This is a genomic window from Kitasatospora sp. NPDC056327, from assembly GCF_042261735.1.
In the GTDB taxonomy this organism is placed as follows: Bacteria; Actinomycetota; Actinomycetes; order Streptomycetales; family Streptomycetaceae; genus Kitasatospora.
Map to the genome: position 1 here is coordinate 1 of NZ_JBHJRC010000224.1, position 13718 is coordinate 13718.

Below are 13718 nucleotides of genomic sequence, written 5' to 3' on the forward strand. Positions count from 1 at the left end.
CCCGCGGCTCGGGCCCGGACGACGGTCCCCCGTGACGAAGCCGAACGGCCGCGCACCCGAACGGCGGCGTACCCAAACGACGGCGAACCCGAACGACGACGCGGCGGCGGCCCGGGCGGCCCCGCCCCTCCACGCGGGCCCCGAACAGCCCTGACGCCCGGTCCTGACCTCCGGTCCGTTCGCCGGCCTCCGGCCGTTCGCCCGCCCCGGACGCCCGACCCGGCACCGGGCCGGAGGTCCGGCCCCGGACGCACCGCGGGCCGGCGGCCGCACACGCCCGAGGACGCATGCGGTCGCCGGCCCGTCCGGCCGTCCGCCCTCCGCTCACCCGAGGGCGGTCACGGCGTGATCGCCAGCTCCACGTAGGCCGCCAGGATCGCCAGGTGCACGGCGCCCTGCAACGGAGTGGCCCGGCGCGGGATCACCGTCAGCGTGCCGACCACGAGGGTCAGTGCCAGCAGCACCAGGTGCGAGGCGTCCAGTCCCAGCACCAGCGGCCCGGTGAGCCAGTACGAGGCGATGGCCACCGCCGGGATGGTCAGGCCGATGCTCGCCAGCGCCGAGCCGAGCGCGAGGTTGAGGCTGGTCTGCACCCGGTTGCGCTTGGCCGCGCGCAGGGCGGCGATGGTCTCCGGCAGCAGGACGAGCAGGGCGATCACCACACCGACCACCGAGTTCGGCAGCCCGGCGGACTCGACCCCCGACTCGATGGTGGGCGACACGCCCTTGGCCAGACCGACCACCGCCACCAGGGCCACACCGAGCATGGCCAGGCTGGTGAGGGCGGCGCGGGCGGTCGGCGGATCCGCGTGGTCGTCCTCCTCGCGCACTTTGCCCTCCGGGGTGACGGGCAGGAAGTAGTCCCGGTGGCGGACCGTCTGGGTGGCGACGAACAGTCCGTAGAGCACGAGCGAGGCGGCGGCGGCGAAGGCCAGCTGGGCCGACGAGAACTGCGGACCGGGCGAGCTGGTGGTGAAGGTCGGCAGGACGAGGCTCAGCGTCGCGAGGGTCCCGATGCAGGCGAGCGCCGCCCCCGTCCCCTCCGCGTTGAAGACCGCCACCCGGTGCTTGACGGCCGCCACCACGATGGACAGGCCCAGGATGCCGTTGCAGGTGATCATCACCGCGGCGAACACGGTGTCCCGGGCGAGCGTCGCCGCCTTGTCCCCGCCGTCCAGCATCAGCGTCACGATCAGCGCGACCTCGATCACCGTCACCGCGACCGCGAGCACCAGTGAGCCGAAGGGTTCACCCACCCGGTGGGCGATCACCTCCGCGTGGTGCACGGCGGCGAGCACGGCGCCCGCCAGGAACAGCGACACCACACCCACCACCCACCCGGGGAGATCTCGGTGCCAGGTCAGGGCCAGGACGGCGAAGGCCAGCAGCGGCACCACGGTGGTCCACTGGACGAGGGCCGGTCGGAGCTTGGTGAACATGCCGCCGAGCATCCCATCCGGAGGACCCGGTTCCGCGGCGACGCCGCCGAGGGGGCGCCGGATGTGGCCGACCTCATGACCCGGCGACGCCGCTCCCCCGGTACTCGGCGAGGTGACCGAGCACCTGGTCGACGTGCGGTTTCACCCGATCGGGCACCCCGCCGGCGTCGGCGACGGTCTTGTCGCTCGTCCGGTAGCCGGCCGCCACCAGGGCGGGCAGCTCGGCCGCCGGGTAGCCGCGCTGTTTGAAGCGCTGACCGAGCCAGCAGACGTAGCCGCCCATCGCGGCGATGGCGTCGTCCGGGTCCCAGTAGTCCTTGACGCCGTCGTGGTCGGCGTCCTGCGCCCAGGCGTTGAAGACGGTGGGCGTCCACATCGCCACGCCGTACTCCCCCGTCGCGGGCCGGGCGGCGGCCGGGTCGAAGCCGGACTCCGCCTTGAGCATCGCCGCCAGCAGCACCGGGGTGATCTCGGGCTCGGGACAGCGGCGCGCCGCGTCCTCGATCGGCCCGCGCAGTGCGGCGGGGACGTCGGCGCCCACGGGGATCGCGCCGGGCCCGGCGGCGCCGCGCGACGGCGGGGCCGCACCCGCCGTCCGGCCGCCGGGTGCGCCCGGTGGGCCCGGCGCGACGGACTCCGGGGCACCCGTGAGCGTCAGCAGGACCGCGGTGCCGGCGAGGACCGCCGTTGCCCCGGAGGCCGCGCGGACCCACCGGGGCCGGACGGTCGCCCGGACGCCGCCGTCCGCCGCCCCGGTGGCCACGGACGCGCCTCCGACCGCCCCCGCACCGGCGCCCCGGGGCTCTCCGCCGACCTCCCCGCCGGCCTCCCCCGCGAGCGCGCCGGCGACCAGCGCCGCGAGGTCGAGCTCCGCGCGCCGCCGCCGGTCGGCCGTCAGACAGGCGGTCACCAGCGGCCGCCACCGCTCCGGCAGCCCGCCGTCCAGGCGCAGCGGCGCGGTGCCCCGCGCGTACGCCAGCGCGGCGAGCGAGCGGGCCCGGGCGGTGGCGCCGAGGAAGGGGTGCAGTCCGCCGGTGAGCAGCTGGTGGGCGAGGACGCCGAACGCCCAGAGGTCGGCGCTCGGACGCAGCGCCACACCGCGCGCGCCGGTCCGCTGGGACCACCACTCGGGCGGCACGTGGTCCGGCGAGCCGAGCGGCGGGGCGTAGGCGTGGGTGCCCTCCAGTTCGGTGGTCAGGCCGAAGTCCGCGAGCTTGGCGGTGCCGTCGGGCATCAGCAGGACGTTGCCGGGCTTGAGGTCGCCGTGCACCCAGCCGGCGGCGTGCATGTGGCACAGCCCGGCCGCGACCCCGGCGAGGATCCGGTCGGCCCCCGGGACCGGCCCGGGCGGGCGGGGGCCGACGAGGACGTCCTGGAGGCTGCGCTCGGCACGCTCCATCACCAGGGCGATCGCGCCGTCGAGTCCGGGGTGGGCCGGGTCGGCGAGGGTCACCACGGCGAGGGTGCGGATCAGGTGGGGATGGTCGGCCTGCCGGCTGAACCGGGTCTCGCTGCGGGCGAGCCGGAGCATGGTGTCGCGCTGGCCGGGGCTGAGCCGGGCGGGGTGGAGGACCTTGACGGCCGCCTCGGAGGGCTGTCCGCCCGCCGGGGGCGCCTCCAGCCGGGCGGCGTGGACGCTGCCCCAGCCGCCCGCACCGATCCGCTCCCCCACCCGGTAGCCCGCGACCAGGCACCCGGGCGGCACCCCGAACCCCGGCTCCGAGCACCCGGGCTCCGCGGACCCCGGTGGACCGGCACCGCGCACCTCCGCCCCCGGCACCCCCGCGCCGTCGTCCGCCCCGGGCCCGTCGTCCGGTGCCCCGGCCCGGTGCGGGCGCGCCGCGTGCGCCGTCACCGCCGGGTCACCCGCCGCGCCGGGGCGGGAGCAGCGCCAGGTGTTCCTCGCGCACGAGGTCGAACCGCAGGGCGAGCGCGACGAGTTCCTCCCGCTTGCCGCCGGTGCCGGCGCCCTCCCCGGGGGTGGCGGGGACGGCCGCCGCGGCCGGGTCGCGCAGCCGGAGCTTGCTGTCGGCCAGGTAGTCGATGTGGTAGTTGACGGCCGAGCGGGTGAGGTCCCGGCAGGACGGCAGACCGCGCAGCCGCGTGACCACCTCGGTGGCGCCGGGGACGGCCGCCGCGGAGGGCGAGCGCAGCCGGGGTTCGCAGAGCGCCAGCAGGACGAGGAAGTACTTGGCGGTCGGGTCCAGTGCGAACGGGCTGACCGTCCGTTCGCCGTCCGGGTGGCGGGGCGCGGTACCGCCGGGCCCCTCCGGGTCGCCGGCCAGGTAGGCGTGCTGAGGGGCGAAGACCTTGAACGCCGCGGGCTCGCCGAGGGCCGGGAGCAGCACCCGGGAGAACTCGAAGGGGACCGGCGCGCCGAGTCGCCCGGGCGCCACCTTGACGTGCTCTCCGGCGCCTTCGAGGTTCTCGACGACGTAGGTCGCGGTGGCGCTGAAGTTGGAGAGCCGCCAGTAGTCCTCGGCCGCGGTGATCTCGCCCGCACGGCGCGACACGCCGGGGTCGGGGATCGGCACGGCGGCAGGCCGGCCGGGCTCGCCGCGGCCGAACCCGACGGTGTCGCCCGGCCCGAGGTGCAGCAGGGCCGGGCGGGCCGGCGGGCCGCCCCGGGGCGGCCCGGGCAGGCGGAAGAGTCGGCGGTCGGACGGGGCCGGCGGGCGGGGATCGGGCAACTGCACGATGACCGTGTTCATCCAGGTCGCCTCCGTGGGTCGGGCCGATCGTAGCCGTCCGAACCGTCCGGCGGCGGCAGGCCACCCGGACGAGTGAACGGCACGCCGTCGTGGGCGAGTTGCCCCGGGGAGCCGCTCCGGAGGGGCTCCCCGGCCGGATCCGCACCGTGGTCGCCGGACCACCCCCGGGATCGCTTTGTGTAGTCGGCCGATCACTCGAAGTGTGACGCAGCCCACGGATGACATGTCCAGGATCTGTGCAAGACTCGTCCCACAGAGTGAGATTCCCTTTCATTCCAAGGAGGTTGACATCATGCGCACTCGGTTTGCAGCCCTGACGCTGGCGGCGGCAGGGATCACGGCGACGACGATCGTCCCGGCCGCGGCCACGACGACGAGCGTCGCGGCGGCAACGACGGCCACGACGACCACGACGGCCGCCGGATCGACGGGCGCCGCCGACTCCGGGGGCGGAGCCGTCGCCTGCACGGCGGTGCTGAACCAGCCGTGCGTGTGGCGGGAGCGGGACGGCGCCGGCATCGTCGGCATCGCCCAGGTGTCCGCGGAGCCGGGCCGGTTGACGATCGTCAGGGTCGAGGTGCGCACCCAGCGCGCCTGGGGCGGCCCGTGGGTGACGGCCGCCTCCGCGACCACCCTCACCACCGGGTCCGCGCGGGCCGTGACGCCGCGCGTGGTCACCGAGGACCTCCGGATGGTCTGCGCCACCGCGGGGCCGGCCCTGGAGGCCGCACAGCAGGTCACCACCTGTACCGGCCCCTTCTGAGGCCCCTGCCGACGGCTCCTCCGACACCCCGTCCGACCCCGCGTCCGATCCACCGTCCGACCCCGCGTCCGATCCACCGCCCGACGTCCGACCCACTGCTCGACCGACCGTCCGGCACCCCCGGCCACGAGCGGGTGACGGGCCGATGCCTCGCGCGCACCGGCCCGCCCGACACGGCGGAGGCCGACGACGGAACGGGCCCGCCCCCGGGGACGCACATCCCCGGGAGCGGGCCCGTCGGTCGGCCGGATCGGCCGGTCCGAGTCGCGTCCGGCTCCGATCAGTCGCAGGTGATCGCCAGCAGGGCGACCCGGCAGGTGCGGGTGGCCGCGTCGTCGGCGGCCACCGGGTCGGCCGGGGCCCCGGCCGTACGGGCGGCGGTCACGGCGAAGGTCCGGCCGAGGTTGACGAGCGTGGCCACCTGGAGGGTGAGGTGCCGGGTGGTGCTCGCGCCGACGGCCAGCGGCCCGGCGAACGCGCAGCTCAGCCGGCCGGCGGCGACGGTGCAGTCCGTGCTGCTCGCGGGCAGGCCGGACGGCAGCCCGGCCGTGACGGTCGCGGCGGCCACCTCGCCGGGGCCGTGGTTGGTGACGGTGAGCGTGTAGTCGACCCGGCCGCCGAGCAGGCCGGACACCGGGGCGGCGGCGAGCGTGACGGCGAGGTCGGCGGCGGGCGCCTCGTAGGCGAACCGGCCGGCGGGCACGGCCGCGCTGGTGCCGCCGGGGGTGGTGACCCGAACATCGACCGTTCCGGCGGCGGCCGCGGCCGGCGCGGTGGCGGTGCACGAGGTCGCGGTGCAGGAGAAGGAGGAGGCGTTGCCGGCGGCACCGAAGCCGACCGCGGTCGCCCCGGCCAGGTCCGTGCCGGTGACGGTGACGACGGTGCCGCCGGCCTGCGGGCCGCTCGCGGGGCTGATCCCGGTGACCACCGGGACCGGCAGCGGGAAGTCGAGGAGGTTCACCGAGGCGGCGTCGAAGTCGGCGAGGTAGCCGTGCCGGCTGTCACCCGTGACGGCCAGGGTGAACGGGCTGTTCCCGACCGGGACGGTCGCGGTCACCGTGCCGCTCGCCGCGTCGAGCACGCTGACCGTGCTGTCCGCGTAGTTGCTCGCGAAGACGGACCGGCCGTCGGGGGCGACGGCGACCGCGTACGGGTTGGCGCCGACCTGGACGGTCGCGGTGACGGCCCGGGTCGCGGTGTCCAGCACGCTGACGGTGGAGTCACCGCCGTTGCCGGTCCACAGCCGGGAGCCGTCGGGCGCCAGGGCGAGGCCGAAGACGCCGTGGCCGACCGGTATCGAGGCGCTCACGGTGGCACCGGCGGTGTCGATCACGTCGACCCGCTGCGCGCCGGAGGCGGCGACGTACACGTGCGCGCCGTCCGGGGCGACGGCCACCCCGTGGGGCTCGGCGCCGACCGGCACGGTGGCGACGACCGTGCCGGTGGCGGTGTCGAGCACGCTGACCGTGCCGGCGCCCGCGTTGGTCACGTAGGCGCGGGCGCCGTCGGGGGCGACCGCCACGCCGAAGGCGCCGGCCCCGGCCGCGACGGTGGCGGTGACGGTGGCGGTGGCGGTGTCCACCACGCTGACGGTGCCGCTGCGGTGGTGGGTGAGGTAGGCACGCCCGCCGTCCGGGGAGAACGCGACCGCGTACGAGCCGTCGCCGGCGGTGAAGGTACCGCCGACCGCGCCGGTGGCGGTGCTGAGCACCGTGACCGTGCCGCTGCTCTCGCTGGTCACGTAGGCCCGGCCGCCGTCCGGCGCCAGCGCGACGCCCGCCGGGTGGGGGGCGACGGCGACGGTGGCCGCCACCACGGGCGACGGCGCCGCGCCCGGACCGGCCGCCGCGGCGGTGCCGGGCTGGGCGAGCAGGGCGGCCGTGGCCGCGCCGGCGGCGGCGACGGCCGTCCAGAAGCGGCTGGGGGAGGGACGTGTGGTCACGAGGTCTCCAGAATCGTCGGTTCGTCGGGCGGCGTGCGGTCGTTCCGGGCAGCCCGGAACGACCCTGGGGGACCGCCCGGATCGCCCGAAGCGTAGAAGCCCGATTGACGAAGCGTCAGGAGATGACCGGGATTGTTGCCAACCGTTCAAGTCCGGTCAATTGGTAGCCATTCGAACCGTCGGCGCCACCCCGGCACCGGCGCAGCGGTCTCCCCGCGGCCGGCGGAGCCGGCTTCGTGGTCTGCGCTCCCGCCGTTCCCCCGGCTTCACCATTTCTATTATTTCGAAAACTCTCGTTCACTTCTCGATAGTTTTGAGAGCACTACACTCGTTCGGAGACGCACGGCGGCACGACGGAGGAAGGGCAGCGATGACCGAGGAGGAACGGACCGAGGTCCCCACCCGGACCCTGGTGGAGGGCATGGTCCGCACGGACGGCACCGTCGACGCCGGCGAGCTGTACGCCGTCGCCGGCGAGCTCGGCATGACCGACCAGCAGGTCCGGCTGTGCATCAAGCGGATGGCCGCCGAGGGCCTGCTCGTCCAGGAGGGGCGCGGGCGCCGTGCCGTGCTGCGCGAGACCGACCGGGCCCGGCGCGCCGCCGAGCCCGAGGCCGGCTTCGTCCGCCACATGTACGCACAGGACGCCGGGCTCGCCCCCTGGGACGGCCGCTGGCACCTCGCCGCGTTCGCCGTCCCCGAATCCGCCCGCACCGCCCGCGACGCCCTGCGGGAGACCCTGGTCCGGCTCGGCGGCGCCGCCGTCCAGGGCGGGGTCTACGCCAGCGCCAACGCGTGGGAGCCCCTCGTCGAGGCCGAGGCCGAACGGCTGGGCGTCGGGGACCGCCTCACCCTGCTCACCACCACCGACCTGCGGATCGGCGGCGAGGAGGACCCGGCGGCGCTGGCCCGGCGACTCTGGCCGCTCGACGAACTCGCCGAGGGCCACCGCCGGCTGGCCGCCCTCGCCGCCGACCGGCTCGCCCGGCTCACCCGGCTCGCCGACGGCGCCGCGGACGCCGGGGCCGCGCGCGTCGAACGGCTCGCCGTCGCCGTCGAACTCGCCGCCGGGTTCACCCGGGCCACCGAACCGGATCCGCTGCTCCCCCCCGAACTCCTCCCCCGGCCCTGGCCCGGCGCCGAGGCCCGTGCCCTCACCGCCGACTGCTGGCGCCTGCTGCGCCGCGCCGAACAGCGGGACCCCGACCCCGGTCCCCGGTTCTTCCACCGCTACGACGAGGTGATGGCCGAGATCACCGGCGAGCGGAGCCGGCTCCGGAGCTGACCGTGGAGCGGCCGGGAACGGCGGAGCCGCGCACCCCCGGGGGCGTGCGCGGCTCCGTCACGAGGTCCGCCGGCTCAGCGCTTGACGGCGACACCGCCGTACATCGCGATGTTCTGGTCGCGCACCGGCGCGGCACCCGGCTCGGGACGCCAGTGGTGGACCAGGGCGACGCCCGGGTCCAGCAGCTCGTAACCGTCGAAGAAGGCCAGCGTCTCGGCCTTGTCCCGGATCTGCAGCGGGATGCCCCGGGCGTTGTACTCGCGGCCCACTCCGCCGACGCCGACCGGGTCGGTGTCACCGGTGAAGACGGTCAGCGCCAGGAAGCTGCCCGGCGCCAGCCGCTCCATCAGCCGCCGGACGATGCCCTGCGGGTCGTCCTCGTCGAGCACGAAGTGCACGATCGCGATCAGCGACAGCGCCACCGGGCGGGACAGGTCCAGCACCTCGCGCAGCCGCGGCGCGTCCATGATGGAGTCGACGTCCCGCAGGTCGGCGTCCAGGTAGGCGGTGCGGCCCTCGGGACGGCTGGACATCAGCGCGCGGGCGTGGGTGAGCACGATCGGGTCGTTGTCGACGTACACCACCCGCGACTCCGGTGCCACTTCCTGGGCGATCTCGTGCACGTTCGGCGCGGCGGGAATGCCCGCGCCGATGTCCAGGAACTGGCGCACGCCGTGCTGTTCCGCCAGGTGACGGACCACCCGTTCCATGAAGCTGCGGGTGGTCCGCATCGAGGTCGGCAGGGCCGGCCAGGCCTTCACCGAGGCGTGGGCGGCGGCCCGGTCGGGTTCGAAGTTGGTCTTGCCGCCGATGAGGTAGTCGTACACCCGGGCCGAGTGCGGGACGTCCATCCGAAGGTCCACCCCCGTCCAGCTGTTCCCGGCCCGTCCGTCCGGCCGTTCTCCCGACACCCAGTCAGCGCGCGACATGCCCGCCCTCCCGTACATTTCCCCGTTGACGATCGCTCCGTGCCCCGTGGACGGTGACGCCGCGGTCGAGACCCCAGCGGCGGCACGCCTTGGTGCGCATGGTAACCGTAAGCGGGCGGACGAAGGCGGCCCGGGGGCTCAGATCTGCCCGAACAGCGCGGCGAACGCTGCCTCCAGACCCCCCACGGCGGCGGTGAGCACCGCGACCGCGCGCAACGCGTCGACCACCGTGCCGACCCGGCGCCGCAGCGGCCCCTCCCGGGGTTCCTCCAGCGCGGTCTCGGCGAGGATGCCGGCCAGCGCCGCGTCGGCGTCCTCGGCGTCCGCCTCCGCCACGGCGCCGGGCTGTTCGGCGCGCAGCCGGGCGAGCGCGGTGCGCAGCGACTCGGCCGCCGTGCGCAGCCCCTCGGGGCCGGCCGCGGCCGGCGGTCCGGGCGTCCCCGCGCCGATCCGCACGGACGCGCCGCGCCCTCCGGCCACGTGGCCGTGCACGGTGGAGCCGACCACCTGGACACCGCCGTCGTTGTGGCTGCCGCCCGCCGGGGCCTCCGGTCGTTCCGTCATGCTCCCTGTCCGTTCCCGAGGTTGACGTCGGCCCCGGCTCCCCCGGCGACCGGGCCGTGCACGGTGGAGCCGACCACCTGGACACCGCCGTTGTTCACGTTGGTGATGCCCTGGGCCTGTCTCTCGAACGCGGCGCTGTCGTAGCCGCGGGCCCGGAGCTCCTCGCCGACCGCGCTGAACACCCGCTGGGTCACGGTGTTGAGGAAGCGGTCGACGTCGTGCGCCTGGAAGATGTTCTGGAACTCGTCGGACGCCCCGAGCTCGCGCACGCTCAGCCGCGGCGCGAAGTCCACCGCGTAGCCGGCCCGGCGCAGGTGGCGGTAGCGGCTGCCGATCCGGGCGGCCCTGCTGCGGGACTCCCGGGCCTCCCGCAGCTCGCCCACCGCGGTGGCGATGTCGGCGACCAGGTGGCGGGCGGACCAGCCGAGCGCGTTCAGGGCGTGGCCGGAGGCGGAGCGGTGACCGAGCAGGTCGACCACGTGGTAGGCGTGCGCCACCGGTCCCAGCGCGTAGGGCAGCCACTCCAGGTAGAGCAGTCCGCCCCGGGTGGTGGCGCGGACCAGTACGGTGACGACCACCTCCTCGTGCCAGGAGCCGACCCGGATCGCCAGGTAGTGGCGCAGCCGCTCGTGGCCGGTGCGGCTGAGCAGGTCCGCCCAGGCGGGTTCGAGCAGCACCTGGGTGCCGGACCGGCCGGACATCGCGCCGAGCCACTGCTGCGGGGGGTCGTGGCGCAGGCTCGGGCGGAACACCCGGTCGGTGACGGTCAGTCCGCCCAGCGGGTCCTCGGGGTAGCCCGGGTCCTGGGCGAGGGCGCGGACCCGGGCGGCGACGGCGTGGTAGAGGACGGCGGCGTCGATCGGGTCCGGTGCGCGTCCCCCGGCCGCCCGTTTGGCGGAGGGACGCAGCTCGAAGGTCATCCGCCAGCTCCGCCCGGCCGTGCCGAGGCCGGTCAGCGGCGCCTGCCGGCGGTAGAGCAGCTCCGGTCCGCTCTGCTGGTCCCGCAGTCGCGCGTACAGCCGGGCCGCCCGGGCGCCCTTGGGCTCCGGCGGCGGGAGGGCGCCCCGGCCCGGGTCGGCGAAGGCCGCCAGCCGGCGGCGGATCCGGAAGCGGAGCGCGGCGGCGACCAGCCACAGCAGCACGACCGCCGGCAGGGCGGTGGCGCCCTCGTCGCGCAGCAGGTACCAGAAGGCGGTCGGGTCGAGGAGCGTGGCCCAGCCGTGCTCCAGGTAGGACTCGTCGGGGACGAACCCGAAGGTGCGCCAGTACCAGATCTCGACGTACGCGTAGAGGGCGAGGCGCGCGACCGCCAGCACGGCGACCGCCTGCACGAGCCGCACCAGGACGGAGGTGCCGGTGCGCCGCGGCCGGCCGCGCGGGGCGGACCGGGCGACGTCCAGGTGCTCGGCCTCCAGGCCGAGGCGGTGGTCCGGGCGGGCCGCTGCGGTGCCGCGGAAGAGCCCCAGCAGGGCGACCACCGTGAGGGCCAGGATCACGGCCGGCACGCCGAGGACCGGGGAGGCGAGGACGAGGACGAGCAGACAGAGCGCGCCGGTCCAGGCCTCCCAGCGGCGGGCGGTGAGGGCCTCGTGCAGCACCCGGACCAGGTCGGTGCCGGGCGAGGGCGCGGGGACGCGGTAGGAGTGCTCGACGAGTTCGCCGAGCAGCCTGGCGCGGAAACCCCGGTCCAGCCAGGCGGCGGCGCACAGGTAGCGGGTCGCGTCGCCGGGGACCGGGCCGGCCTGGTGGTGGAGGTGCTCGGGCGTCGCCGGCGTGCCGGGTCCGGCGGGCGTGACGGCCGTGACGGGCGGGGGCCCGGCGGGCGGCGCACCGGACGGCGGGAACGGCGGGGCGGTCGCCCACGGCGGCTCGGCGGGCGGCACCGGGGCGGCCGGCGGAGCGGCGGGCGGCACCGGGGCGGCCGGGGCGGGACTCACCCTGCCGGTCCGGATCGGCGGTTCCGGCGGATACCCCGGCGGCGGAGCGGAGGGGCGCGGCGGCGTCCCCTGCGACGGAGGTGGCGGCGGGGTACCACTGTCCATGTTGCCCCCATTCCGAAGACCGTCTTCCGGCGAACGAGCCCGGCCAGTAAAGCAGTTGAGTTGTTCGGCGAACAGTTCGGCGGCCGCTGCGGCAGGTAACGGTTCGGCTCCGCCGGGTGGCGCGTGCAGGAAATTGGAGTCCTGGAGTCGCATTCGCTAGCCTTTCGAACGTGAGGCTGACCAAGAGCACCGACATCGCCCTCCGCATCGCCATGCGGCTGGCCGTCCTCGACGAGGAGGCCAACCCGACCACCCGCGAGGTGGCCGAGGCGGTCGGCGTGCCGTACACCCACGCCGCCAAGGTGGTCAGCCGGCTGCAGCACCTGGGCGTGGTGACGGCGCGGCGCGGCCGGGGCGGGGGCCTGTCCCTCACCACGGCCGGACGCACCGGTTCGCTCGGACTGCTGCTGCGAGAGCTGGAAGGGGTGGGCGACGTGGTCGGCTGCGAGGACGAACCGCCGTGCCCCCTGCGGTCGGCCTGCCGGCTGCGGGGGATCCTGCGGTCCGCGCAGGAGGCGTTCTTCACCACGCTCGACCCGTTCTCGATCGGCGATCTGGTCGCCGCGCCGACCGGCCCCGTCCTGCTCGGCCTCACCCTGAGACCCGGCCTCCCCCCGAGATCCGGACCCGCCGTCGCCGGCCCCGCCGGCTGACGCGCCCCGGCACACCCCGACGCGGTCCCGCGGGACCGCGGCACACCCCACCGCACGGCTCCACCGACGCTCCGCGTCACCACCCCACGCCGGCCCGCGCCTCCGCACGGCCGTAAATACGACTCTCAGATTCCAGTTTGGAGTGCATCCCGATGCTGTCCGCCAAGTCCGCCGAGGTCGTCGAAGCCACCCTGCCCGTCGTGGGCGGTGCCATCGGCGACATCACGCCGCTCTTCTACCAGCGGATGTTCGCCGCCCACCCGGAGCTGCTGACCGACCTGTTCAACCGGGGCAACCAGGCCAACGGCACCCAGCGGCAGGCGCTCGCGGGCTCGATAGCCGCGTTCGCGACCGCGCTGATCGCCGCCCCGGACAGCCGTCCGGACGCGCTGCTCGCCCGCATCGCCCACAAGCACGTCTCGGTCGGCATCAGCAACGACCAGTACCGGATCGTCCACGAGCACCTGTTCGCCGCCATCGTGGAGGTGCTCGGCGAGGCGGTCACCCCCGAGGTCGCCGCCGCCTGGGACGAGGTCTACTGGCTGATGGCCAACGCGCTGATCGCCATCGAGGACCGGCTGCGCGAGGAGACCGCCGCCGCCCAGCGGACCGGACAGGCCGATCTGTGGCGCCCCTACACCGTGGTGGCCCGCTACCAGGAGACCGACGACGTCACCACCTACCTGGTCCGCCCGGCCGACGGCCTCCCGCTGCCGCCCGCCAAGCCCGGCCAGTACGTCTCGGTGCGCGCCGAACTCCCCGACGGCGCCCGGCAGATCCGGCAGTACAGCCTCTCCGGCGCCCCGGACGGCGTGCTCCAGTTCAGCGTGAAGCGCGCCACCGCCGAGGTCGCGGGCGGGCCGGAGGGCGAGGTCTCCAACCACCTCCAGCAGCACCTGCGGGCCGGCGACACCCTGGACGTCGCCCCGCCGCTCGGCGACGTCTCGCTCGCCGAGGGCGACGGCCCGGTCCTGCTCGCCTCGGCCGGCATCGGCAACACGCCGATGACCGCGATGCTGGCCCACCTGGCCGCCACCGGCTCCACCCGCCGGATCGTCACCGTCCACGGCGACCGCGACCAGCTGTCGCACGCCTTCCGCGCCGAACTCACCCAGCTGACCGGCAAGCTGGCGGACGCCACCGCCCACGTCTTCTACGAGCGGCCGCTCGGCGACTGGCCGGCCGACCGCACCGGCCTGGTCGACCTCGCCTCGGTCGACGTCCCGGCCGGCACCACCGCCTACCTGTGCGGCCCGCTGCCCTTCCTCCGCTCCGTCCGCGCCCAGCTCCTCGCCGCCGGCGTCCCGGCCGCCGACATCCACTACGAGGTGTTCGGCCCGGACCTCTGGCTCGGCCAGGACGCCTGACCCCGGTGGGCCCGCCCCGGCCG

General features: G+C 76.0%; 11 protein-coding genes. 4 read left to right on the top strand and 7 right to left on the bottom strand.

Annotated features, from left to right (window positions below; all coding sequences use genetic code 11):
- Positions 1-338: 338 nt before the first annotated feature.
- The 3 genes from ACFCX4_RS26640 to ACFCX4_RS26650 all read right to left on the bottom strand — a co-directional run bounded on the left by ACFCX4_RS26640 (position 339) and on the right by ACFCX4_RS26650 (position 4150).
- A complete protein-coding gene (locus ACFCX4_RS26640) occupies positions 339-1439 on the bottom strand; it encodes a calcium:proton antiporter (protein ID WP_376147287.1) in 1101 nt (366 codons plus the stop codon).
- 73 nt (positions 1440-1512) lie between these two features.
- On the bottom strand, positions 1513-3144 hold the full coding sequence (locus ACFCX4_RS26645; RefSeq protein WP_376147290.1) for a serine/threonine-protein kinase: 1632 nt from the start codon (positions 3142-3144) through the stop codon (positions 1513-1515).
- 157 nt (positions 3145-3301) lie between these two features.
- Positions 3302-4150, bottom strand: a complete 849-nt coding sequence (locus ACFCX4_RS26650) for a serine/threonine protein kinase (protein WP_376147293.1) — start codon at positions 4148-4150, stop codon at positions 3302-3304.
- A gap of 292 nt (positions 4151-4442) precedes the next feature.
- On the opposite strand from ACFCX4_RS26650, the gene ACFCX4_RS26655 reads away from it, so the two are divergent.
- On the top strand, positions 4443-4913 hold the full coding sequence (locus ACFCX4_RS26655) for a hypothetical protein (protein WP_376147295.1): 471 nt from the start codon (positions 4443-4445) through the stop codon (positions 4911-4913).
- A 280-nt stretch (positions 4914-5193) separates the two neighbouring features.
- Here the strand turns inward: ACFCX4_RS26655 and ACFCX4_RS26660 are convergent, their stop codons facing one another.
- Positions 5194-6855, bottom strand: a complete 1662-nt coding sequence (locus tag ACFCX4_RS26660; RefSeq protein WP_376147298.1) for a beta-propeller fold lactonase family protein — start codon at positions 6853-6855, stop codon at positions 5194-5196.
- 370 nt (positions 6856-7225) lie between these two features.
- Here ACFCX4_RS26660 and ACFCX4_RS26665 point away from each other — a divergent pair, with 370 nt between their 5' ends.
- Positions 7226-8140, top strand: a complete 915-nt coding sequence (locus ACFCX4_RS26665; protein ID WP_376147301.1) for a PaaX family transcriptional regulator C-terminal domain-containing protein — start codon at positions 7226-7228, stop codon at positions 8138-8140.
- Positions 8141-8214: 74 nt separating this feature from the next.
- Here the strand turns inward: ACFCX4_RS26665 and ACFCX4_RS26670 are convergent, their stop codons facing one another.
- The 3 genes from ACFCX4_RS26670 to ACFCX4_RS26680 form a co-directional block, all read right to left on the bottom strand.
- Entirely contained in the window at positions 8215-8991 is a 777-nt protein-coding gene (locus ACFCX4_RS26670) for an SAM-dependent methyltransferase (RefSeq protein ID WP_376147315.1), read from the bottom strand.
- A gap of 216 nt (positions 8992-9207) precedes the next feature.
- The gene (locus tag ACFCX4_RS26675; protein ID WP_376147304.1) at positions 9208-9633 is read right to left on the bottom strand and encodes a hypothetical protein; all 426 of its coding nucleotides are present in this window, start codon (positions 9631-9633) and stop codon (positions 9208-9210) included.
- On the bottom strand, positions 9630-11570 hold the full coding sequence (locus ACFCX4_RS26680) for a hypothetical protein (protein WP_376147307.1): 1941 nt from the start codon (positions 11568-11570) through the stop codon (positions 9630-9632). The genes ACFCX4_RS26675 and ACFCX4_RS26680 overlap by 4 nt, the downstream gene beginning before the upstream one ends.
- 275 nt (positions 11571-11845) lie before the next feature.
- Between ACFCX4_RS26680 and ACFCX4_RS26685 the strand changes: the two genes are divergently transcribed.
- Complete coding sequence (locus ACFCX4_RS26685; protein ID WP_376147309.1) at positions 11846-12328, top strand: RrF2 family transcriptional regulator; 483 nt, start codon at positions 11846-11848, stop codon at positions 12326-12328.
- 152 nt (positions 12329-12480) lie between these two features.
- Entirely contained in the window at positions 12481-13695 is a 1215-nt protein-coding gene (locus ACFCX4_RS26690; RefSeq protein ID WP_376147312.1) for a globin domain-containing protein, read from the top strand.
- The last annotated feature ends 23 nt before the right edge of the window (positions 13696-13718 follow it).

Bases quoted from the DNA above. Each gene is read 5' to 3' on its own strand.
- ACFCX4_RS26640 (WP_376147287.1), bottom strand. From the start codon at position 1,439: ATGTTCACCAAGCTCCGACCGGCCCTCGTCCAGTGGACCACCGTGGTG.
- ACFCX4_RS26650 (WP_376147293.1), bottom strand. From the start codon at position 4,150: ATGAACACGGTCATCGTGCAGTTGCCCGATCCCCGCCCGCCGGCCCCG.
- ACFCX4_RS26655 (WP_376147295.1), top strand. From the start codon at position 4,443: ATGCGCACTCGGTTTGCAGCCCTGACGCTGGCGGCGGCAGGGATCACG.
- ACFCX4_RS26665 (WP_376147301.1), top strand. From the start codon at position 7,226: ATGACCGAGGAGGAACGGACCGAGGTCCCCACCCGGACCCTGGTGGAG.
- ACFCX4_RS26670 (WP_376147315.1), bottom strand. From the start codon at position 8,991: ATGGACGTCCCGCACTCGGCCCGGGTGTACGACTACCTCATCGGCGGC.
- ACFCX4_RS26675 (WP_376147304.1), bottom strand. From the start codon at position 9,633: ATGACGGAACGACCGGAGGCCCCGGCGGGCGGCAGCCACAACGACGGC.
- ACFCX4_RS26690 (WP_376147312.1), top strand. From the start codon at position 12,481: ATGCTGTCCGCCAAGTCCGCCGAGGTCGTCGAAGCCACCCTGCCCGTC.